General features: G+C 70.1%; 12 protein-coding genes. 4 read left to right on the top strand and 8 right to left on the bottom strand.

Translation table 11 applies throughout. The features are described from left to right. Window positions 1-27: 27 nt before the first annotated feature. Window positions 28-1833 (top strand): beta-glucuronidase, encoded by a 1806-nt coding sequence (gene uidA, locus M2157_RS32520; RefSeq protein ID WP_280866970.1) that lies wholly within the window; start codon window positions 28-30, stop codon window positions 1831-1833. A 22-nt stretch (window positions 1834-1855) separates the two neighbouring features. Here the strand turns inward: uidA and M2157_RS32525 are convergent, their stop codons facing one another. The 4 genes from M2157_RS32525 to M2157_RS32540 form a co-directional block, all read right to left on the bottom strand. Beyond that, window positions 1856-2914, bottom strand: a complete 1059-nt coding sequence (locus tag M2157_RS32525) for a vWA domain-containing protein (RefSeq protein ID WP_280857444.1) — start codon at window positions 2912-2914, stop codon at window positions 1856-1858. Window positions 2915-2957: 43 nt separating this feature from the next. Further along, entirely contained in the window at window positions 2958-3941 is a 984-nt protein-coding gene (locus M2157_RS32530; RefSeq protein WP_280866971.1) for a CoA ester lyase, read from the bottom strand. Further along, the gene (locus M2157_RS32535) at window positions 3931-5148 is read right to left on the bottom strand and encodes a CoA transferase (protein WP_280866972.1); all 1218 of its coding nucleotides are present in this window, start codon (window positions 5146-5148) and stop codon (window positions 3931-3933) included. Before M2157_RS32535 ends, M2157_RS32530 begins: the two co-directional genes overlap by 11 nt. A 123-nt stretch (window positions 5149-5271) precedes the next feature. Then, complete coding sequence (locus M2157_RS32540; RefSeq protein WP_280866973.1) at window positions 5272-6198, bottom strand: LysR family transcriptional regulator; 927 nt, start codon at window positions 6196-6198, stop codon at window positions 5272-5274. 180 nt (window positions 6199-6378) lie between these two features. Here M2157_RS32540 and M2157_RS32545 point away from each other — a divergent pair, with 180 nt between their 5' ends. The 3 genes from M2157_RS32545 to M2157_RS32555 all read left to right on the top strand — a co-directional run bounded on the left by M2157_RS32545 (window position 6379) and on the right by M2157_RS32555 (window position 10652). Then, entirely contained in the window at window positions 6379-7812 is a 1434-nt protein-coding gene (locus tag M2157_RS32545; RefSeq protein WP_280866974.1) for a citrate:proton symporter, read from the top strand. Window positions 7813-7871: 59 nt separating this feature from the next. Further along, on the top strand, window positions 7872-9266 hold the full coding sequence (locus M2157_RS32550) for a prolyl oligopeptidase family serine peptidase (protein ID WP_280857440.1): 1395 nt from the start codon (window positions 7872-7874) through the stop codon (window positions 9264-9266). Window positions 9267-9380: 114 nt separating this feature from the next. Further along, entirely contained in the window at window positions 9381-10652 is a 1272-nt protein-coding gene (locus tag M2157_RS32555) for a discoidin domain-containing protein (protein ID WP_280866975.1), read from the top strand. A gap of 81 nt (window positions 10653-10733) precedes the next feature. Here M2157_RS32555 and M2157_RS32560 read toward each other — a convergent pair whose 3' ends face one another. From M2157_RS32560 to M2157_RS32575, 4 genes are all read right to left on the bottom strand, one after another. Then, entirely contained in the window at window positions 10734-11906 is a 1173-nt protein-coding gene (locus M2157_RS32560; protein WP_280866976.1) for an esterase-like activity of phytase family protein, read from the bottom strand. Window positions 11907-12563: 657 nt separating this feature from the next. Beyond that, a complete protein-coding gene (locus M2157_RS32565) occupies window positions 12564-13517 on the bottom strand; it encodes an ABC transporter permease (RefSeq protein ID WP_280866977.1) in 954 nt (317 codons plus the stop codon). Beyond that, on the bottom strand, window positions 13517-14650 hold the full coding sequence (locus tag M2157_RS32570; RefSeq protein WP_280866978.1) for an ABC transporter permease: 1134 nt from the start codon (window positions 14648-14650) through the stop codon (window positions 13517-13519). The genes M2157_RS32565 and M2157_RS32570 overlap by 1 nt, the downstream gene beginning before the upstream one ends. Beyond that, window positions 14647-16218 (bottom strand): ABC transporter ATP-binding protein, encoded by a 1572-nt coding sequence (locus M2157_RS32575; protein WP_280866979.1) that lies wholly within the window; start codon window positions 16216-16218, stop codon window positions 14647-14649. The genes M2157_RS32570 and M2157_RS32575 overlap by 4 nt, the downstream gene beginning before the upstream one ends. Window positions 16219-16235: the final 17 nt, after the last annotated feature.

Consider the following 16235-nt stretch of genomic DNA (forward strand, 5'->3'; position numbering starts at 1 on the left):
CGCGCACAACGAACAGGAGAACCAACCATGCTTCGTCCCCAGGACGGCCCCACTCGTGAACGCCGCTCTCTCGGCGGCCTGTGGAGCTTCCGCCTGGACGCGGAGGGTGCCGGCCGTGCCGAGGGGTGGTGGCGCTCGCAGCTCGCGGGCGCAGTGGACATCCCCGTGCCGGCCAGCTACAACGACATCTTCCCGGACACGACCGTCCGTGACCATGTCGGCGACGTCTGGTACCAGACGCAGGTATGGGTTCCCGCCGGGTGGGCGGGGGCGCGGACGGTACTCCGCTTCGACTCCGCGACGCATCGCGCCACGGCCTGGGTCAACGATGTCGAGGTCGTTCGGCACGAAGGCGGCTACACCCCCTTCGAGGCCGACGTCACGGCGCACCTGCGGCCGGGTGCCGAGAACCGTGTCACCGTCGTCGTCAACAACGAGCTGACCTGGGAGTCGATACCCCCCGGCCGAGTGGAGGAACGCGAAGACGGCCGCCGGGTGCAGCGCTACTTCCACGACTTCTTCAACTACGCGGGACTGCACCGGCCCGTGTGGCTGTACACCACGCCCCTCGTCCACATCACCGACCTCACCGTGACCGCCGACCTGGAGGACACGACCGGCCTCGTCGCCTACCGCGTGGACAGCACCGCACAAGCCGAAGAGCACGTCGTACGTGTCTCGCTGCGCGACGCGTCCGGGGCCGAGGTCCAGGCCGCCACCGGAGCGGTGGGGACCCTCAGGATCGCCGACGTGCACCCTTGGGCGCCCGGAGACGGCTATCTGTACGAACTCGAGGCCACGGTGTGGAGCATCTCCGGCGACCTCGTCGACAGTTACCGGCAGTCCGTGGGCGTGCGCACGGTGGAGGTACGGGGCAAGGAATTCCTGATCAACGGAACCCCCTTCTACTTCAAGGGCTTCGGCAAACACGAGGACGCCGCGGTGCGCGGCAGGGCTCACGACGACACCCTGATGGTGCATGACTTCGCCCTGCTGGAGTGGACCGGCGCGAACTCTTTCCGCACCTCGCACTATCCCTATGCCGAGGAGGTGCTGGACTACGCGGACCGACAGGGTGTGGTGGTCATCGACGAGACGGCGGCCGTCGGCCTGAACCTGAACATCGCGGGAGGTGTCTTCGGCTCCGGCCGGAAGGTGCCCACGTTCTCGCCCGACACCGTGGGTGAGAGCACCCTTCGCACGCACCTGCAGGCGGTGAGGGAGCTAGTGGAGCGCGACAAGAACCATCCGAGTGTCGTGCTGTGGTCCATCGCCAACGAGCCGGACAACGTCCAGCCCGAGGCGCGCGACTACTTCGCACCACTGGCGGCCGAGGCACGCCGGCTGGATCCCTCACGTCCCGTCGCCTACGTCAACGCGCTCATGGGGAAACCGGACGAGTGCGTGGTCACCGACCTGTTCGACGTCGTGCTCCTCAACCGTTACTACGGCTGGTACTTCGGCCCCGACGACCTGGCGGCGGCCGAGACCGAGCTCGAGGCGGAACTGCGGCAGTGGGCCGAGAGCGACAAGCCCATCGTCATCACCGAGTACGGATCGGACGCCTACCCCGGACTGCGTGGCGTCGTACCCAGCCCGTGGACCGAGGAGTACCAGACCGAACTGCTCGACGTGTATCACCGGGTGTTCGACCGTGTCGACGCGGTCGTCGGCGAGCAGGTGTGGAACTTCGCCGACTTCGCCACAGCGCCCGGTGTCTTCCGCGTCGACGGCAACAAGAAGGGGGTGTTCACCCGCGAACGTCGGCCGAAGAGCGCGGCGTTCAGTCTGCGCGCCCGCTGGCGGAAGGCCGACTTCGACTCGACGGACTGACGACCCGGCTGGCTCATTGCATTCAGAGCATGATGAGCAGACGCGTCTTCGGCTTGAGTTTCCTGTTCACCGAACGGCTCTGTACGTACACCTCCAACTTGGGGTTGTTCCCCGCCTTCACGGAGACGGTCCCCTGGACATCCGTACCGAACAAAAGGCTGCGTGCCGCGTCGCCCGTATAGGCGCGGTCGGTGTCCTTCTCGACCACGATGACTTCCTTGTTCTGCTGAACCTGAGCCCGGGCGCCCAGCTGGTAGTAACAGGAGCCACGTTCGTACGTCACGCCCGGATGTGAGTTGACGAAGGAGCGGATTTCGACCTCCTTGTCGACTTTCAGGAGCCGGTATTTGTCGGCCGGAATCGGTTCGAGGTTCGCCCGCACGTCGTCGACCGATATGTCCTGGCCGACAGCGAACAAGTTCTTCGTGCCGCGCACTCCCTGCTCTCGCCCGCGAAGGAAGCTGGTGGCGGCAGCGCGCACGGTGCCGATCGCCTCCTCCACGCCCTTCTGGGAGTCCGCGTCCCAGATGGCGATGTTGCCGGCCGGGAAACCGTAGTTCTGGGCGGTGCGCTTGGCCAGGGAGTTCGGCACGAGGATCGCGGAGGTCCAGTGGCCCGGAAGCCCGCGCATCTTCGCCGTGATCCTGTCGAGCCAGGGGCCGAGGATGGCCATGTCGCCGTCGTGCCGCCTGTCGCCGCCGGAGGCGTTCTCCTCACCGTCCGTGACGACGATCTGGAGGAAGCTGTGCTCGCCGTATTCCTCCCAGATATGGCCCAGGTCGTCCAGGGACTTCAGAGAAGCCTCGATGAGGGCCGTAGCACCATTGTTGACCTGGTACAGGCCCCGCATGGACGGCAGATGCTTCACGTCCATGTCCCAGACCAGGTTCTCCACCCTGTGATCGAAGGAATAGAGGCTGATCCGTGTCTCGTGGCCGAGGCTGTCCGACTCCGCTTTCAGCCCCGCCACGAACTCGTCCACGACTCGAATGAGTTGACTCTGGTGCGGACGCATCGAACCCGAACAGTCCACTACCAGCGCGACGTGATTCACCTTGTGCTGGATCTTGTTTGCGGACACGTTTGTGCTCCCCCTCCGAGGCTCCCCGAATGATGTCTTCATTTTATGAGGAGGCACTGACAACGGCGTTGACGCGAACCAGCGCTTCGTGTCGTTCGAGGACAAGGCGTGCCGTGGCGGCCATGGCCTCGTCGACCATCTCGCCTCGGAACGCCACCGCGCCCGTCCCCTCCCGCTGTGCCGCCTCGACCGCCGCGATCAGCTCTGCGCAGCGGGTGAGTTCGTCGGGGCCGGGGGAGAACACCTCGTTGATCACGGGGACATGGGACGGGTGGATCGCCGTCATTCCCTCGTAGCCGAGGGAGCGGTTCTGTTCGGCGAAGGAGCGCAGCCCCGGCAGGTCGGTGACGCGCGTCCACAACCCGCTGACCGGGTGCGGCACTCCGGCTGCCCTGGCGTCCAGCAGGACGCGGGAACGCAGAGACAGCGTTTCGGTTCCCTCGGGGCTCCAGCGGTAGCCGACGGCGCGTTCCACGTCGCCTCCGGGGGCGGTGAGTGCGCCCAGGTAGGCGATGCGTGCGGCGGCTCGGGCGATGTCGTAGGCCTCGCGCAGGCCACGGGCCGTCTCCAGCAGGGGCAGCAGGGCGACCCGCCCCGGCGGCAGGCCCTGTTCCTGTTCGCACCAGCCCAGCAGCCGGTCGGCCAGCTTCACGTCCTGGGCCGAGCGGACCTTGGGGAGCACGATGCCGGCGAGACCGGGCCGTACGACCGCCCGCAGTTCCTCGGCCCCCGCCCAGCCATCCAGTGGGTTGACGCGGACGAAGAGGGCCATCCGTCCCGCCTGCTCGGCCGGTTCGGTGGCGGCCTGTGCGAGGGCGTCCGTTACCTGTGCACGGGCGACGAGCTTGCCGGGGGCGGGCACCGCGTCCTCCAGGTCGAGGATCGCCGCGTCGGCGCCCGCCGCCCGGGCCTTGGGCAGCCAGCCGGTTCTGTTGCCGGGGACGAAGAGCAGGGAGCGCAGCGGAGGCCGGTCGACCGCTGCCGCGTCCGCCTCGGCAAGCCGCTCCGAGGACGCCTCAGATGACATCGCTCTTCTCCAGGTCGGCCAGCTCGTCCGCACTGAGTCCGAGCCACTGCCCGTAGACGAGGTGGTTGTCCTGCCCGAGGGCGGGCCCCGTCCGCCAGACCCGGCCGGGCCGCTGCCGGAAGTGCGGGATCACCGCCTGCATACGCACCGGACCGAGGTCGGGGTCGTCGACGGTGACGATGTCCTCGCGTTCGGCGTACACGGGGTCGGCGGCGATGTCGGCGGCGTCGAACACCCGTGAGGCCACGACTTCGGCACGGGCGAACTCCTCCAGGCACTGGCCGGTGCCGCGCTCCGCCACCCAGTTCCGCAGGCCCTCGTCCAACTCTTCGCGCCGGGCGTGCTGTTGCCGCGCTGTGGCGAACTCCTCCTCGGGGAGTCCCAGCAGGCAGGCGATGTTGCGGACCGAGCGCAGCGTCGCGGAGGTCACCGTGATCCACTCGCCGTCGCGGGAGCGGTAGGTGTTGATCACGGCCGCCGGGGCGACCGCCAGCTGGTTGCCGGAACGTTCGGGAACGCGGCCCAACTGGTCGTGGACGATGACCTGCCACTCGACGAGACGGAACAGGGACTCGAAGAGGGCGAGATCGATCCACTCGCCGTCGAAGCCGGGATCGTGGTCACGGCGGTGCAGGGCGGCGAGGACGGCGTAGGCGCCCATCAGGCCGGTCACGGCATCACCGTGGGAGAAGCCGGTGTGGACGGGCGGGCCGTCGGGAAACCCGGTCAGGTGGACGACTCCGCTGCGCGCCTCCCCCATCTTGCCGAAGCCGGGGGCGTCCGCCTGCGACGAGGTGGCGCCGAATCCGGAGATCTGCAGGAGTACGGCCCGGGGGTTGATCCGGTGCACGGAGTCCCAGTCGAGTCCCCAGTCGCGCAGGCGTCCGGCGCGCAGGGTGACGATGACGACGTCCGCCCAGGCGACGAGTCGGCGGGCCACGGCCCGGCCGGCCTCGCGGTGCAGGTCGAGGGTGACCGAGCGCTTGTTGCGGCCGGCGACCTTGAACCACAGCGGGACACCGTCACGTTGGGGCCCCATGGCGCGGGCCGCGTCTCCGACGCCGGGGGGCTCCACGTGTACGACGTCGGCCCCTTGGTCGGCGAGCATCGAACCCGCCAGCGGCCCGGCCACCACATGGGCGAACTCGACCACTTTCAGTCCGCGCAACTGCCCGCGTCCGCTGGTGCTCTGCTCGTCCTCCGACACCGGTGTGCTCCCTCGCCCTGCTGTTCGGGTCTTCAGACTGCAGGAGCGGAGAAATGCTTGTCGAGCAACAGAAGACCATCAATCAATGCGAAGAACGCATGAATCGCCGAACGACCGGGGCCTTCACGCCCACGAAACGCCGGGCGGGAGAGGGCGGTCCTGGAGACGGAACTCTTCAAGCGTCTCCAGGAACCGCTGCGTCACGACCGGGAGCGTTCGACGGGCGCGCAGCGCGATGTCCAGCCGCCGGTCCACGACGGGGTCCACCAGAGGACGGCAGACGATGCGTCCGGAGCCCATCAGCGGGAGCACGAGGGCGGGCATCGCCGACACTCCGAGGCCGGCGGTCACCAGTCCGCCCACGGTCGCGATACTGCCCGCCTCGGCCGCCGGTGCCGCGTGCGCGTCGATCTGGGCGAACGCCGCATCGGTGAGCCGGCGCACGCTCGAGTCGCGCCCGACGGCCAGGAACGGCTGACGGGCCAGGTCGTCCCAGGCGACTTCGTGGCGCTCGGCGAGCGGGTGGCCTTCCGGCAGCACCGCGACGAAGCGGTCCCTGACCAGGGGGCGGTGCTCCAACTGCTCGGGCGGGTCCCCGACGGTGGTGATCGCGAAATCGGCGTCACCGGACAGGACCCGGTCCAGTACCAGCCGCTCCAGCCCGTCGAGGAGGCGTACCGCCACCTGCGGCCGCCGCTCACGGAAGTCGGAGATCACCTGCGGCAGGAGCACCGCGGCGACCGACGGGAGGGTGGCCACGGCGACCGTTCCCGACTCGCCGAGCAGGAATCGCCTGAGTTCCTTCATGCCCGCACGGTGAGCGGTGACGATCTGCTCGGCGATACGCAGGGCCTCGACGCCCGCGGCGGTCAACTGCACATTGCGGGTGTCCCGTTCGAGGAGTTGGACGCCCAACTGCCGTTCCAGGTCCGCGACGGCGCGGCTGAGTGAGGACTGGGACACGTGCATCTCCGCGGCGGCCGCGGTGAAGCTCGCGGCCCGGGCGACGGCCGTGTACGCCGTCAGTTGTCGCAGGGTGGTGGCCTCCATGGCCGACGAGCATAGGGCGCGACCGCGTGCATTGATGCGCTTATCGCATGGACAGATCTCCGTTTGATGCTGGACACCGATCCGGTGGTGCTCCGAAACTCTCGCGTAACACCTCGGCTTGCCCTCGCCCGACTCCGCCCACCGCCGCCGAGGGCCGTCCCCGAGAAAGCGAGCGCCGCCATGCTGGCAGCCCTGGGCTTCGCCACGATCACCGTCCTCCTGCTGGTCACCATGACCAAACGCGCCTCGGTGCTGGTCGCTCTGATCCTGCTTCCGGTGCTGGCGGCGCTCATCGGCGGCTTTGCGAGCGATCTGGGCGAGTTGACTCTCGGTGGGCTGTCCAAGGTGGCCCCCACCGGCATCATGATCGCCTTCGCGGTCCTGTACTTCAGCCTGATGGTGGACGCCGGGCTCTTCGACCCCCTGATCCGCGCTCTGTTGCGCGCGGCGCGGGGCGACCCGTTGCGGATCACCGTCGCCACGGCCGTCCTCACGCTGTGCGTGGCCCTGGACGGCGACGGTGCCTCCACCTTCCTCATCACCGTCTCCGCGCTGCTGCCGGTCTACAAGAGGCTCGGCATGAACCCTCTGGTGCTGTCCGGCGTGGTCTGCCTGGGCGCGGGTGTGATGAACATGGTCCCCTGGGGTGGTCCGACCGTACGGGCCATGGCGGCGCTGAAGCTGGACAGTTCCGAGGTCTTCAACCCCGTGCTGCCCGCGATGGGCTTCGGCGTCGCCTGGGTGCTGGTGGCCTCGTACCTGCTCGGTCGCCGGGAGCGCAACCGTCTCGGCGCGCTGTCCCCACCGGTTCCGGCCACGGACGTGCCCCAGGGAGAGGACAAGCGGGACGCCCGTGAACCCGCCGCTTCCACGGCTGCCGCGGCAGCCGAGCCGAGCCGGCAGGCCACTGCCACGACGGCCGACGGGCAGGAGCCGCAGGCCATCCGATCCCCCGGGGACGGCCCAGGCGCCGTCCGGGTCCCGCCGCCGCCGCGGACCTGGCTGAACATCTTCAATCTCCTGCTCACCATCACCCTCGTGGTCTGCCTGATCCAGGAAGTGCTGCCGCTTCCGGTGCTGTTCGTCCTCGGGTTCGCGATCGCCGTGCTGGTCAACCACCCCACCTGGGAGCAGCAGCAGGCGCTGCTCGACAAGCACGCCAAGAGCGTGGTCCTGGTCACCACGATGATTTTCGCGGCCGGCGTCCTCACCGGGATCCTCAGCGGCACCAAGATGATCGACGAGATGGCCGAGGCCTTCGTCTCCGTCGTCCCCGACTCTCTCGGGTCTCACCTGCCCGTCGCGGTGGCCGTCACGGGCATGCCGCTGAGTCTCGTCTTCACCCCGGACGCCTACTACTTCGGGGTACTGCCCGTGCTCGCCGAGACCGCGAACGGTTTCGGCACGGACCCGGCCGAGGTCGCCCGGGCCGCCATCCTCGGCCAGATGACCACGGGCTTCCCGCTCAGTCCGCTCACCGCGTCCACGTTCATCCTGGTCGGCATGAGCGGTGTGTCACTCGGCGAACACCAGCGCTTCATCTTCCGCTGGGCCTTCGCCACCACCCTCGTCATGACCGCCGGAGCCCTGGTGACCGGCGCCTTCTCCCTGTGACCGGAGCCACGTACAGAGGCACCCGACCCGGGTGCCCCCACCGACTGAGAAGAGGACCCATGAGACGGATCGCCAGACGCACGGTGCTCGCCGCCACCGCGGGTGCGGTCACAACGCCGGCCGTGAGCACGGCGACCGCCGCGGCCGCCGACCGGTCGGCGGTCCCGGCCGAGGGACGACAAGCGGCCTCCGGACTCAGTCCGGTCCTGCGGACGGACCTCGTCACGCGGGTGACGCCGAGGAACAACTGGCTGGTGGCGGCCGTCGCGGTCCAGTACGCGCACCGCATCGACTTACGCGGTGCGGTGATCCCGCCCTCCGCCTTCGAGGTGAAGGCCACCGTGGGCGGGCAGACCGCGGCTCGCACGGTGACCAGGGTCTACTCCAACACCGCCGCCGAAGTGGACGACCGCTCTCACCCCGGCCGGCCGGGGGAGCACCTGATCGTGGAACTCGACCCGAACGACTCCAACGCGCGGGCCGCAGGCACCGACCCCCTTCCGCTCGACCGTGCGTACGCCGTCAGACAGGTGGCGGACGTACGCACCCCTGGAGGCGAAACGGTACTCAGGGCCGGTCCGTTCACGTACCGGAACGACGACGTCATCACTCCCGTGGTCGACGACTTCACCGCCGGTTCCTTCACCGACTCCGCGGGTTTCGAAATGGACTTCCGGCTGTACCGGCCCGCGGACTTCGTACGGAACCCTCGGACGCGCACGCGCTACCCCCTTGTCGTCACCCTGCACGGCGGTGGCGAAGTCGCGGACAACAACATGACCCAGCTCACTTCCAACCGGGTCGCGGTCACGTTCGCGAAACCGGAACGACAGCGCCGTGACCCCGCGTTCGTCCTCTCTCCGCAGATCCCCCTGCCCCGTCCCATGGACGGACCCGACGGCACGGACTGGACCGACGCCAAGGTCCAGGCCGCTCTGATCGAACTCATCGACACCTTCGTGAGCGAGCACTCGCGAGTGGTGGACACGGACCGGCTCTATCTCGTCGGACTGTCCTCAGGCGGTCGCGGTATCTACAGCCTGCTGTCGAAGCGCCCCGACGTGTTCGCGGCCGCCCTGCCCACGGCCGGCTGGGGCGACCCGGCCGTCATGGAAAAGATCACGCACATCCCGATCTGGGCCGACCACTCCGTCGACGACCCGGTCGTCCCCTACCGGGAGGGCCGGTTCGGCAAGCCCGGCACCTGGACCCTGATGAACGCCCTGGAGGCCTCCGGCGCACGGGTCAGCCGGGGGGAGTGGGCCAACGATCTGCCGAAGGCCCAGTTCGAGGCCCGGTCCCGGGCGCTCCTGCGGCAGGCCCGGGCCGCGCGCAGCCACGTGCTGTTCACGAGCTACACGGCCGGAACGACACCGCTGAACCCACACCTCGCATGGGCCCAGACATATGAGAACGACGTGGTCATCGACTGGCTCTTCGAACAGTCCCGCTAGCCGGCCCCTCGCTGTCCGGTCACCGCGCTCTCCCCGCCATCCGGAGGTAGATCAATGCGTTCATCCAGCCGCTCAACCGACACGACCGTGCCGTTAAGGACCCGGCCCCGGGCCATGACGGCACTCATCGCACTGGCCACCGCCATCGGCTTGGCGCTGACCCTGCTGACAGCCGCCCCGCCCGCGACCGCCGCCGCCGACCTGCTGTCCCAGGGCAGGCCCGCGACCTCATCGTCCACCGAGAACGCGGCCACCCCCGCGTCGGCGGCGGTGGACGGCAACACCCGCACGCGCTGGTCGAGTACCTTCAGCGATCCGCAGTGGCTGGGAGTCGATCTGGGCTCCACCTTCACCATCAGCCGAGTGGAGCTGCGCTGGGAGGCCGCGTACGCCCGCGCGTTCCAGATCCAGACCTCCGACAACGGCACCACGTGGACCACCGTCTACTCGACCACGACAAGCACCGGTGGCCTTCAGACCCTCGACGTGAACGCCAACGGCCGGTACGTCCGCGTCCACGGAACCCAGCGGGGCACCGCCTACGGCTACTCGCTGTGGGAGTTCCAGGTGTACGGCTCCGGTGGCGGCACCCCTCCGGGCAACGGGATCCCGGACCCGACGACCGCCTCCCTGGAGGCCGCCAACGGGCCGCTGACCACGGCCGGTTACACTGTTCCCAGTCCGAACGGGTACGGCTCCGGCACGGTCACGTACCCGACGGCCGGTGGCCCGTACCCGGGCGTCGTCCTGATGCCGGGCTATCAGGGCACACAGCAGAACCTGCAGTGGCTCGCACCGCGCCTCGCTTCCTGGGGCTTCGTCGTCATCAACGTGGGAACCAACACCCTCACCGACGATCCCGGCTCGCGTGGCCGCCAGATCACCGCCGCCGGCACACAGTTGCTCGCGCTCGGCACCGCCCCCGGCAACCCGCTGTCGGGGAAGCTCAACGGCACGCTCGGCGCGGTCGGTCACTCGATGGGCGGAGGTGGCGTCATGGCTGCCCTCCGGGACGACCCGCGCTTCCGGGCAGGTGTGCCGACGGCCCCGTACTACCCGAACATGAACTTCTCCTCAGTCACCGAGCCCACGTTCTTCCTGACCTGTCAGAGCGACCCCGTCGCCCACGGCAACAGTTACGCGGTGCCCTGGTACAACTCCATGTCCCAGTCCGAGAAGCTGTACATCGAGGTTCCGGGCGACCATCTCTGCCCGATGACGGACTACGGCAACAAGGCCAAGCAGGGCAAGTGGATCGTGTCGTTCCTCAGCCTCTGGCTGCGTGCCGACACCCGCTTCGGCCCGTTCCTGTGCGGTCCGGTACGCGACGGCGACAAGAACGACGCCTCCCTGGTCACGCGCTGGATGGACACCTGCCCGTTCTGAGCGACCTCGCGAGGTGGCCGTGCCGAGACCGTGGCGACCGGAGACGTCGCCCGACCAGCGCACTGTTCGGAAATGGCCCTTTCAGATCCTGTGGGCTGCGAAGGCGAGGAACTGGGTCACCTGGCGTGCGGCGAAGTTGTCGTCGGAGACCAGGACGACGGTGCGGCGGCCGTCGGGGAGGCGAGGGCCGAGGGTGATGCCCTCGACGTTGTCGACCCGGGGCAGTCCGGGGACGTCGGACAGGTCGGTCACGAGCGTCTTGCGGACCGGCTGGACGCGTTGTGCGGATGGGTCGGTGAGGGAATCGCGGCCGAGGACGTCGGTGGCGCCGTGGAGGTCGACCAGGTAGATGCGGGCCTTCCAGTTGTTGTCGCTGTAGATCGAGGCGCGTTCGAGGACCAGGAAGCGGTCGTGGTCGAGGGCCACGATGTCGCTGACGCCGTTGGTGTCGGTGCTGCCTGCGGGCGGCGTGGCGAACAGCGGTTCCAGGGGGTAGGCGTACTGGACCAGCGGCTGTCCGGTGCGTGCGTCGTGGACCGTGATGCGGGTGAGCGCGCCGTGCTCGGGGGTGGGGTCGTCGCCGTCCTGATAGAGGGGGTCCTCCATGGCGGTGACGATCCGCCGGCCGTCCGGGGTGAAGGTGACTCCTTCGAGGGTCTGGTTCTTGCGGGGGCCGAACTCCTGGGAGTTCATGTGCAGTTGCGGAGGCAGCGGGACCTGGCCGGTGTAGGTGCCGGTCGTGGTGGCGCGGCGGATCCAGGGGTCGCCGAGAAGGGCGGGTCCGTCGGACGGGACGATGCGCTCGCCCTCGCTCGTCCAGGCCAGGGTGCCGTCGCGCGGATCAACGGCGATGCCCTCCGGGTCGGGTGCGACGGTGGAGGTGGCGGTCGAGGTGGGTGGGAAGGTGGTGCCGTCCGGGCGGAGCCAGGGATGGGTGCCGGTGAGTGCGACGCCCTTGAGGGTGCCGTCGGCGAACTCGACGTGAGCGGTGTAGAAGCGGGCGGGGCCGGTCTGCGAGCGGTCGTCGCTGATCACGTAGTACGTGCCGGTTCTGGCGTCGTAGCTGATCGCGGACAACCCGCCGACGGTGGTGCCCTGGAAGGCCATGGCGTTGGGCAGCTCCCGCGCACCGAGGAAGTCCAGGCGTACGGAACTGTCCTGGGCGGCGGCGGCCGGGGTGCCGATGAGGGCGGGGAGGGAGGCAAGCACGACTGCGGTGGCGATGATCCGGGCGCGGGCGGCGCGGATGCGCATGGGGTCTCCAAGGAGGGCGGGGCGGGTAGTTGAGGGATTCGGCGGTGGGTGAAGTCGCGGGCGGCGCGGATCCTTATGGGGAGCACCTGGCTGTGCACGGGCGGCGGCGGGATGTCGAGGTTGTGGAGGCTCTGGGCGCGGGCGGAGTCGCAGGTGGCGCGGAGGCCTATGTGGTTTCCCGGATGGGTGGGTGGGGTGGGTGGTGCGGTGGGGACCGTGTGGCTGTGTCCGGGCGGGGGCGGGATGTCGTGGTTGCCGGGCTGGGCGGCGAAGGTCTCGGTGGGGGTGGCGTGGGGGCCTATGTGGTTTCCCGGATGGGTGGGTGGGGTGGGTGGTGCGGTGGGGACCGTGTGGCTGTGCACGGGCGGGGGCGGGATGTCGTGGTTGTCGGGCTGGGCGGCGAAGGTCTCGGTGGGGGTGGCGTCGGGGGTGGCGTGGAGGCCTGTGTGGTTTCCCAGGTGGGCGGGACGGGGCGGGTGGTGCTGTGGGGTCCACGTGGTTGTGCACAGGCGGCGGCCTATGTGGTTTCCAAGGTGGGCGGGGCGGGTCGTGCCGTGGGGACCACCTGGCTGTGTACGGGCGGCGGCGGGATGGTGACTTTGCCGGGCTGGACGGCGGCGGTCTCGGCGGTGGTGGGGGCGCGGGTGGCGTGGAGGTTTACGTGGTTTCCAGCGAGGGCGGTGACACAGGAGCCGCAGCGGTGCGTGCGGCGCGGCTGCGGCGCCAGGCGAAGTACGCGAGGGCCAGCAGGGTGAAGACGTACGGGATCGCGGAGACCAGCTGGGAGGGGATGTCGAGGTTGCCGAGCTGGACGGCGAGGGCCTCGGCGGTGCCGAAGCCGAGGGCGGCGAGGAACACGCCCCAGGGGCGCAGGGCGCCGAGGAAGACGGCGGCCAGGGCGATGTAGCCGCGGCCGGCGGTCATGCCGGTGACGAAGAAGGACACGGCGCCCATGCTCAGGAACACCCCGGCCGCACCGGCCAGCGCGCCGCTGAGCGCGAGGGCGCGGAACTGGACCCGGTGGACGTGGATGCCGACCGAGCGGGCCGCCTCGGGATGCTCGCCGACCGCGCGCAGATGGAAGCCGAACCGGGCCCGGTACAGCAGCCAGGCGACCGCCGGGGTGGCGGCGAGGGCGGCCCAGGTGAGCACGTTCTGCCCGCTCAGTACCGCGCCGAGACCGGGGACGTCCTCGATCAGCGGCAGCCGGACCGAGGGCAGCGCGCCGCTGTGCAGCCGGCTGGTCCCGCCCTTGTCGCCGAGGAGCGCGTACACGGTGTACGCGGTCGCGCCCGCCGCCAGGAGGTTGAGGCCGATGCCCGCGATGATGGCGTCCGCACCCAGATACAGATGCAGTACGCCGAGCAGCAGCGCGAGGAGTGCGCCGGCGGCGATCCCGCAGACCGCTCCGGCCCAGACCGAGCCGCTGTACCCGGCGACCAGCGCACCGGTGCACGCCGCCGACAGCATCGAGCCCTCCATGGCGATGTTGGGCACCCCGGCCCGCTCGGCCAGGAGACCGCCGAGGGCGGCGAGGACGTACGGCGTCGACACCCCGAGGATCGCAGCGAGGAATCCGGTGCTGAGCACTACGTCGAGGACGGGACCCATCAGCGGGCCTCCCTTCGGGCGAGGTACCGCTTGACGAGTTCGGGCAGCGCCCGCGCTGTCACGAGCAGCACGATCACCGCCTGGATGATGGTCACGGCCTCGGAGCCGACGTCGGTCTGCTGCTCCATCACGTCGCCGCCGACCCGCAGATACGAGTAGAGGAGTGCGGCCGCGACCACCCCGACCGGGTTGTTGCGGCCCAGCAGGGCGACGACGATGCCCTCGAACGCCAGGCCGCCGGCCATGTCGGGCTGGAGCCCGCCGTAGATCCCGAGCGCGAGGTGCGCTCCGGCGAGGCCGGCCAGCGCGCCGCCGATGACGAAGCTCCACTCGATGGTGCGCGGGACGTCGAGGCCGCCGTACCGGGCGAAGTCCGGGTTGGAACCGGTGATCCGGATGCGGTAGCCGAGCGGTGTCCTGGCGAGCAGGAACCAGACGGCCGCGGCCACCGCGAGCATGCCGAACAGGCCGATGTTCGCCTGGTCCAGGGGGACGCCGAAGAAGTCGGACAGGAGCGGCAGCGCCGAGTCGGGGCGTACCGGGGCGGACTGTACGGCGCTGCTGTCGGGTGCCTTGAGATGGTCGGTGAGGAGATAGTCGAAGACCCGTACGACGACCGCGTTCAGCATCAGCGTGGCGACGATCTCGTTCGCGCCGAGGCGGGCCTTCATCACCCCCGGTACCGCGCCCAGCGAGGCCCCGGCGAGGGCGGCGGCGCCCAGCGGGACCAGGACGGCGGCGACGGGCGGCAGGTGGAGGTTGATCGCCACCAGGGCGCTCGCCAGGGCACCGGCGTAGACCTGGCCCTCCGCGCCGAGGCTGATCTGCCGGGCCCGGAAGGGGATCGCGACAGACAGGCCGAGCAGCGCCAGGGTGGTCGCGTCGGCGAGCCAGCGGCCGATCCGGGGAGTGCGCTCCAGCGGGCCGGTGAGCAGGGCGTTCAGTGCGCCGGTGGCGTCCTTGCCGGTGGCCAGGACGACCAGGAAGGCGATGAGGACGGCCACGGCGACGGTCAGCACCGTCATCGTCAGCTCGACGGCCACCGTACGGCGCCGGCTCGCCAGGAACTCCCGGCGGCCCTGCGTCTCGGGCCGCCGCTGTTCCTCCGCCGCCGGTTCCAGGGTCGAGGTCATCGGACACCCGCCGTGATCCGCTCGTCCGGGTGCCGCTCGACACCGAGCATGTACAGGCCGGTGGCCTCCTCGGTGAGTCCGGCCGGGTCGTCGAAACGGGCGACGAGACGGCCGTCCTTGATCACCAGCAACCGGTCGGAGAGCGCGAGGAGTTCACCGAGGTCGGCGGAGACCAGCAGCACCGCCGCGCCCGCGTCACGGGCTTCGAGGAGCCGCTCGTACATGAAGTGCATGGCGCCGATGTCGACGCCCCGGGTCAGCTGCGCGGCCAGCAACAGGCGTGGCCGGGCGGACAGTTCGCGGGCGACGACCACCTTCTGGAGGTTGCCGCCGGACAGCGCTCCGGCCGTCGCGTCGGGGTGCGGGGCACGGATCTCGTAACGGCCGATCAGGTCCTCGGCGAGCTCGCGGATGCGACGGGTGCGCAGGATGCCGCGGCGGGCGACGGGGGGCCGGTCGTGACGGTCGACGATCAGGTTGTCGGCGAGGGAGCGGTCCAGGGCCGCCCCGTTGGTCAGCCGGTCCTCGGGCACGTGGGCGACGCCGGCCCGGCGCCGGCCCGCCGCGTCCAGGTGGGTGACGTCGGTGTCGTCCACGGTGACCGAGCCCGCGGTGGGGCGGCGCAGTCCGGCGAGGAGTTCGACCAGTTCCGTCTGGCCGTTGCCCTCGACGCCCGCGAGACCGACGATCTCACCGGCCGCGATGTCGAGGGACACGCCGTGCACCGCCGGGCCCGCGAGTGAGCGCACCCGCAGCACGCACCGCCCGGGCCGCGCCGGGGGTTTCGGCACGTCCAGGGACATCTCCCGGCCGACCATCATGGTCGCCAGCTGCGCGGGCGTCGCGTCCTCGGTGCGTACCGTGCCGATCACCGACCCGGCGCGCATGACGGTGACCCGGTCGCTGATCTCCCGTACCTCCTTGAGCTTGTGCGAGATGAACAGCACGGTCATGCCCGAGTCACGCAGCCTGCGGACCGCCGTGAAGAGGTCGGTCGTCTCCTGGGGGGTGAGCACGGCGGTGGGCTCGTCCAGGATCAGGATGCGGGCGCCGCGGTGCAGGGCCTTGAGGATCTCGGCGCGCTGGCGCATCCCCACGGACACCGCGTCGACCCTGGCCTCCGGGTCGACGGCGAGCCCCGCCTCCTCGGCCAGCGCGGCGGTGCGTTCGGCGGCGGCCGCGCGGTCGACGCGGCCCGCCCGGCCGGGCTCGACGCCGAGGACGACGTTCTCGGCGATGGTGAACGACGGGACCAGCATGAGGTTCTGGTGGACCATGCCCACGCCCAGGGCGATGGCGTCCTGCGGTCCGGCGAACCTGACCCGCCGTCCGTGTACGGCGATCTGCCCGGCCGACGGCTGCTCAAGTCCGTACAGCAGCTTCATCAGGGTGGACTTGCCGGCGCCGTTCTGGCCGACGATCGCCCTGATCTCGCCGCCGGGGACCACCAGGTCGACGTCGCTGACGGCGCGGGTGCCGTTGGGGTAGGTCTTGCCGAGGCCCACCGCCTCCAGGGCGACAGGGGCCTTGCCGAGCGTTCCGTCCACGGTCTCGTCGGTTCTCTCCATGGGTTCCACCAGCGTTC

This window comes from Streptomyces sp. SAI-127 (genome assembly GCF_029894425.1).
Taxonomy (GTDB): Bacteria; Actinomycetota; Actinomycetes; order Streptomycetales; family Streptomycetaceae; genus Streptomyces.

Bases quoted from the DNA above. Each gene is read 5' to 3' on its own strand.
- uidA (WP_280866970.1), top strand. From the start codon at position 28: ATGCTTCGTCCCCAGGACGGCCCCACTCGTGAACGCCGCTCTCTCGGC.
- M2157_RS32530 (WP_280866971.1), bottom strand. From the start codon at position 3,941: ATGTCATCTGAGGCGTCCTCGGAGCGGCTTGCCGAGGCGGACGCGGCA.
- M2157_RS32540 (WP_280866973.1), bottom strand. From the start codon at position 6,198: ATGGAGGCCACCACCCTGCGACAACTGACGGCGTACACGGCCGTCGCC.
- M2157_RS32545 (WP_280866974.1), top strand. From the start codon at position 6,379: ATGCTGGCAGCCCTGGGCTTCGCCACGATCACCGTCCTCCTGCTGGTC.
- M2157_RS32550 (WP_280857440.1), top strand. From the start codon at position 7,872: ATGAGACGGATCGCCAGACGCACGGTGCTCGCCGCCACCGCGGGTGCG.
- M2157_RS32555 (WP_280866975.1), top strand. From the start codon at position 9,381: ATGACGGCACTCATCGCACTGGCCACCGCCATCGGCTTGGCGCTGACC.
- M2157_RS32560 (WP_280866976.1), bottom strand. From the start codon at position 11,906: ATGCGCATCCGCGCCGCCCGCGCCCGGATCATCGCCACCGCAGTCGTG.
- M2157_RS32565 (WP_280866977.1), bottom strand. From the start codon at position 13,517: ATGGGTCCCGTCCTCGACGTAGTGCTCAGCACCGGATTCCTCGCTGCG.
- M2157_RS32570 (WP_280866978.1), bottom strand. From the start codon at position 14,650: ATGACCTCGACCCTGGAACCGGCGGCGGAGGAACAGCGGCGGCCCGAG.
- M2157_RS32575 (WP_280866979.1), bottom strand. From the start codon at position 16,218: ATGGAGAGAACCGACGAGACCGTGGACGGAACGCTCGGCAAGGCCCCT.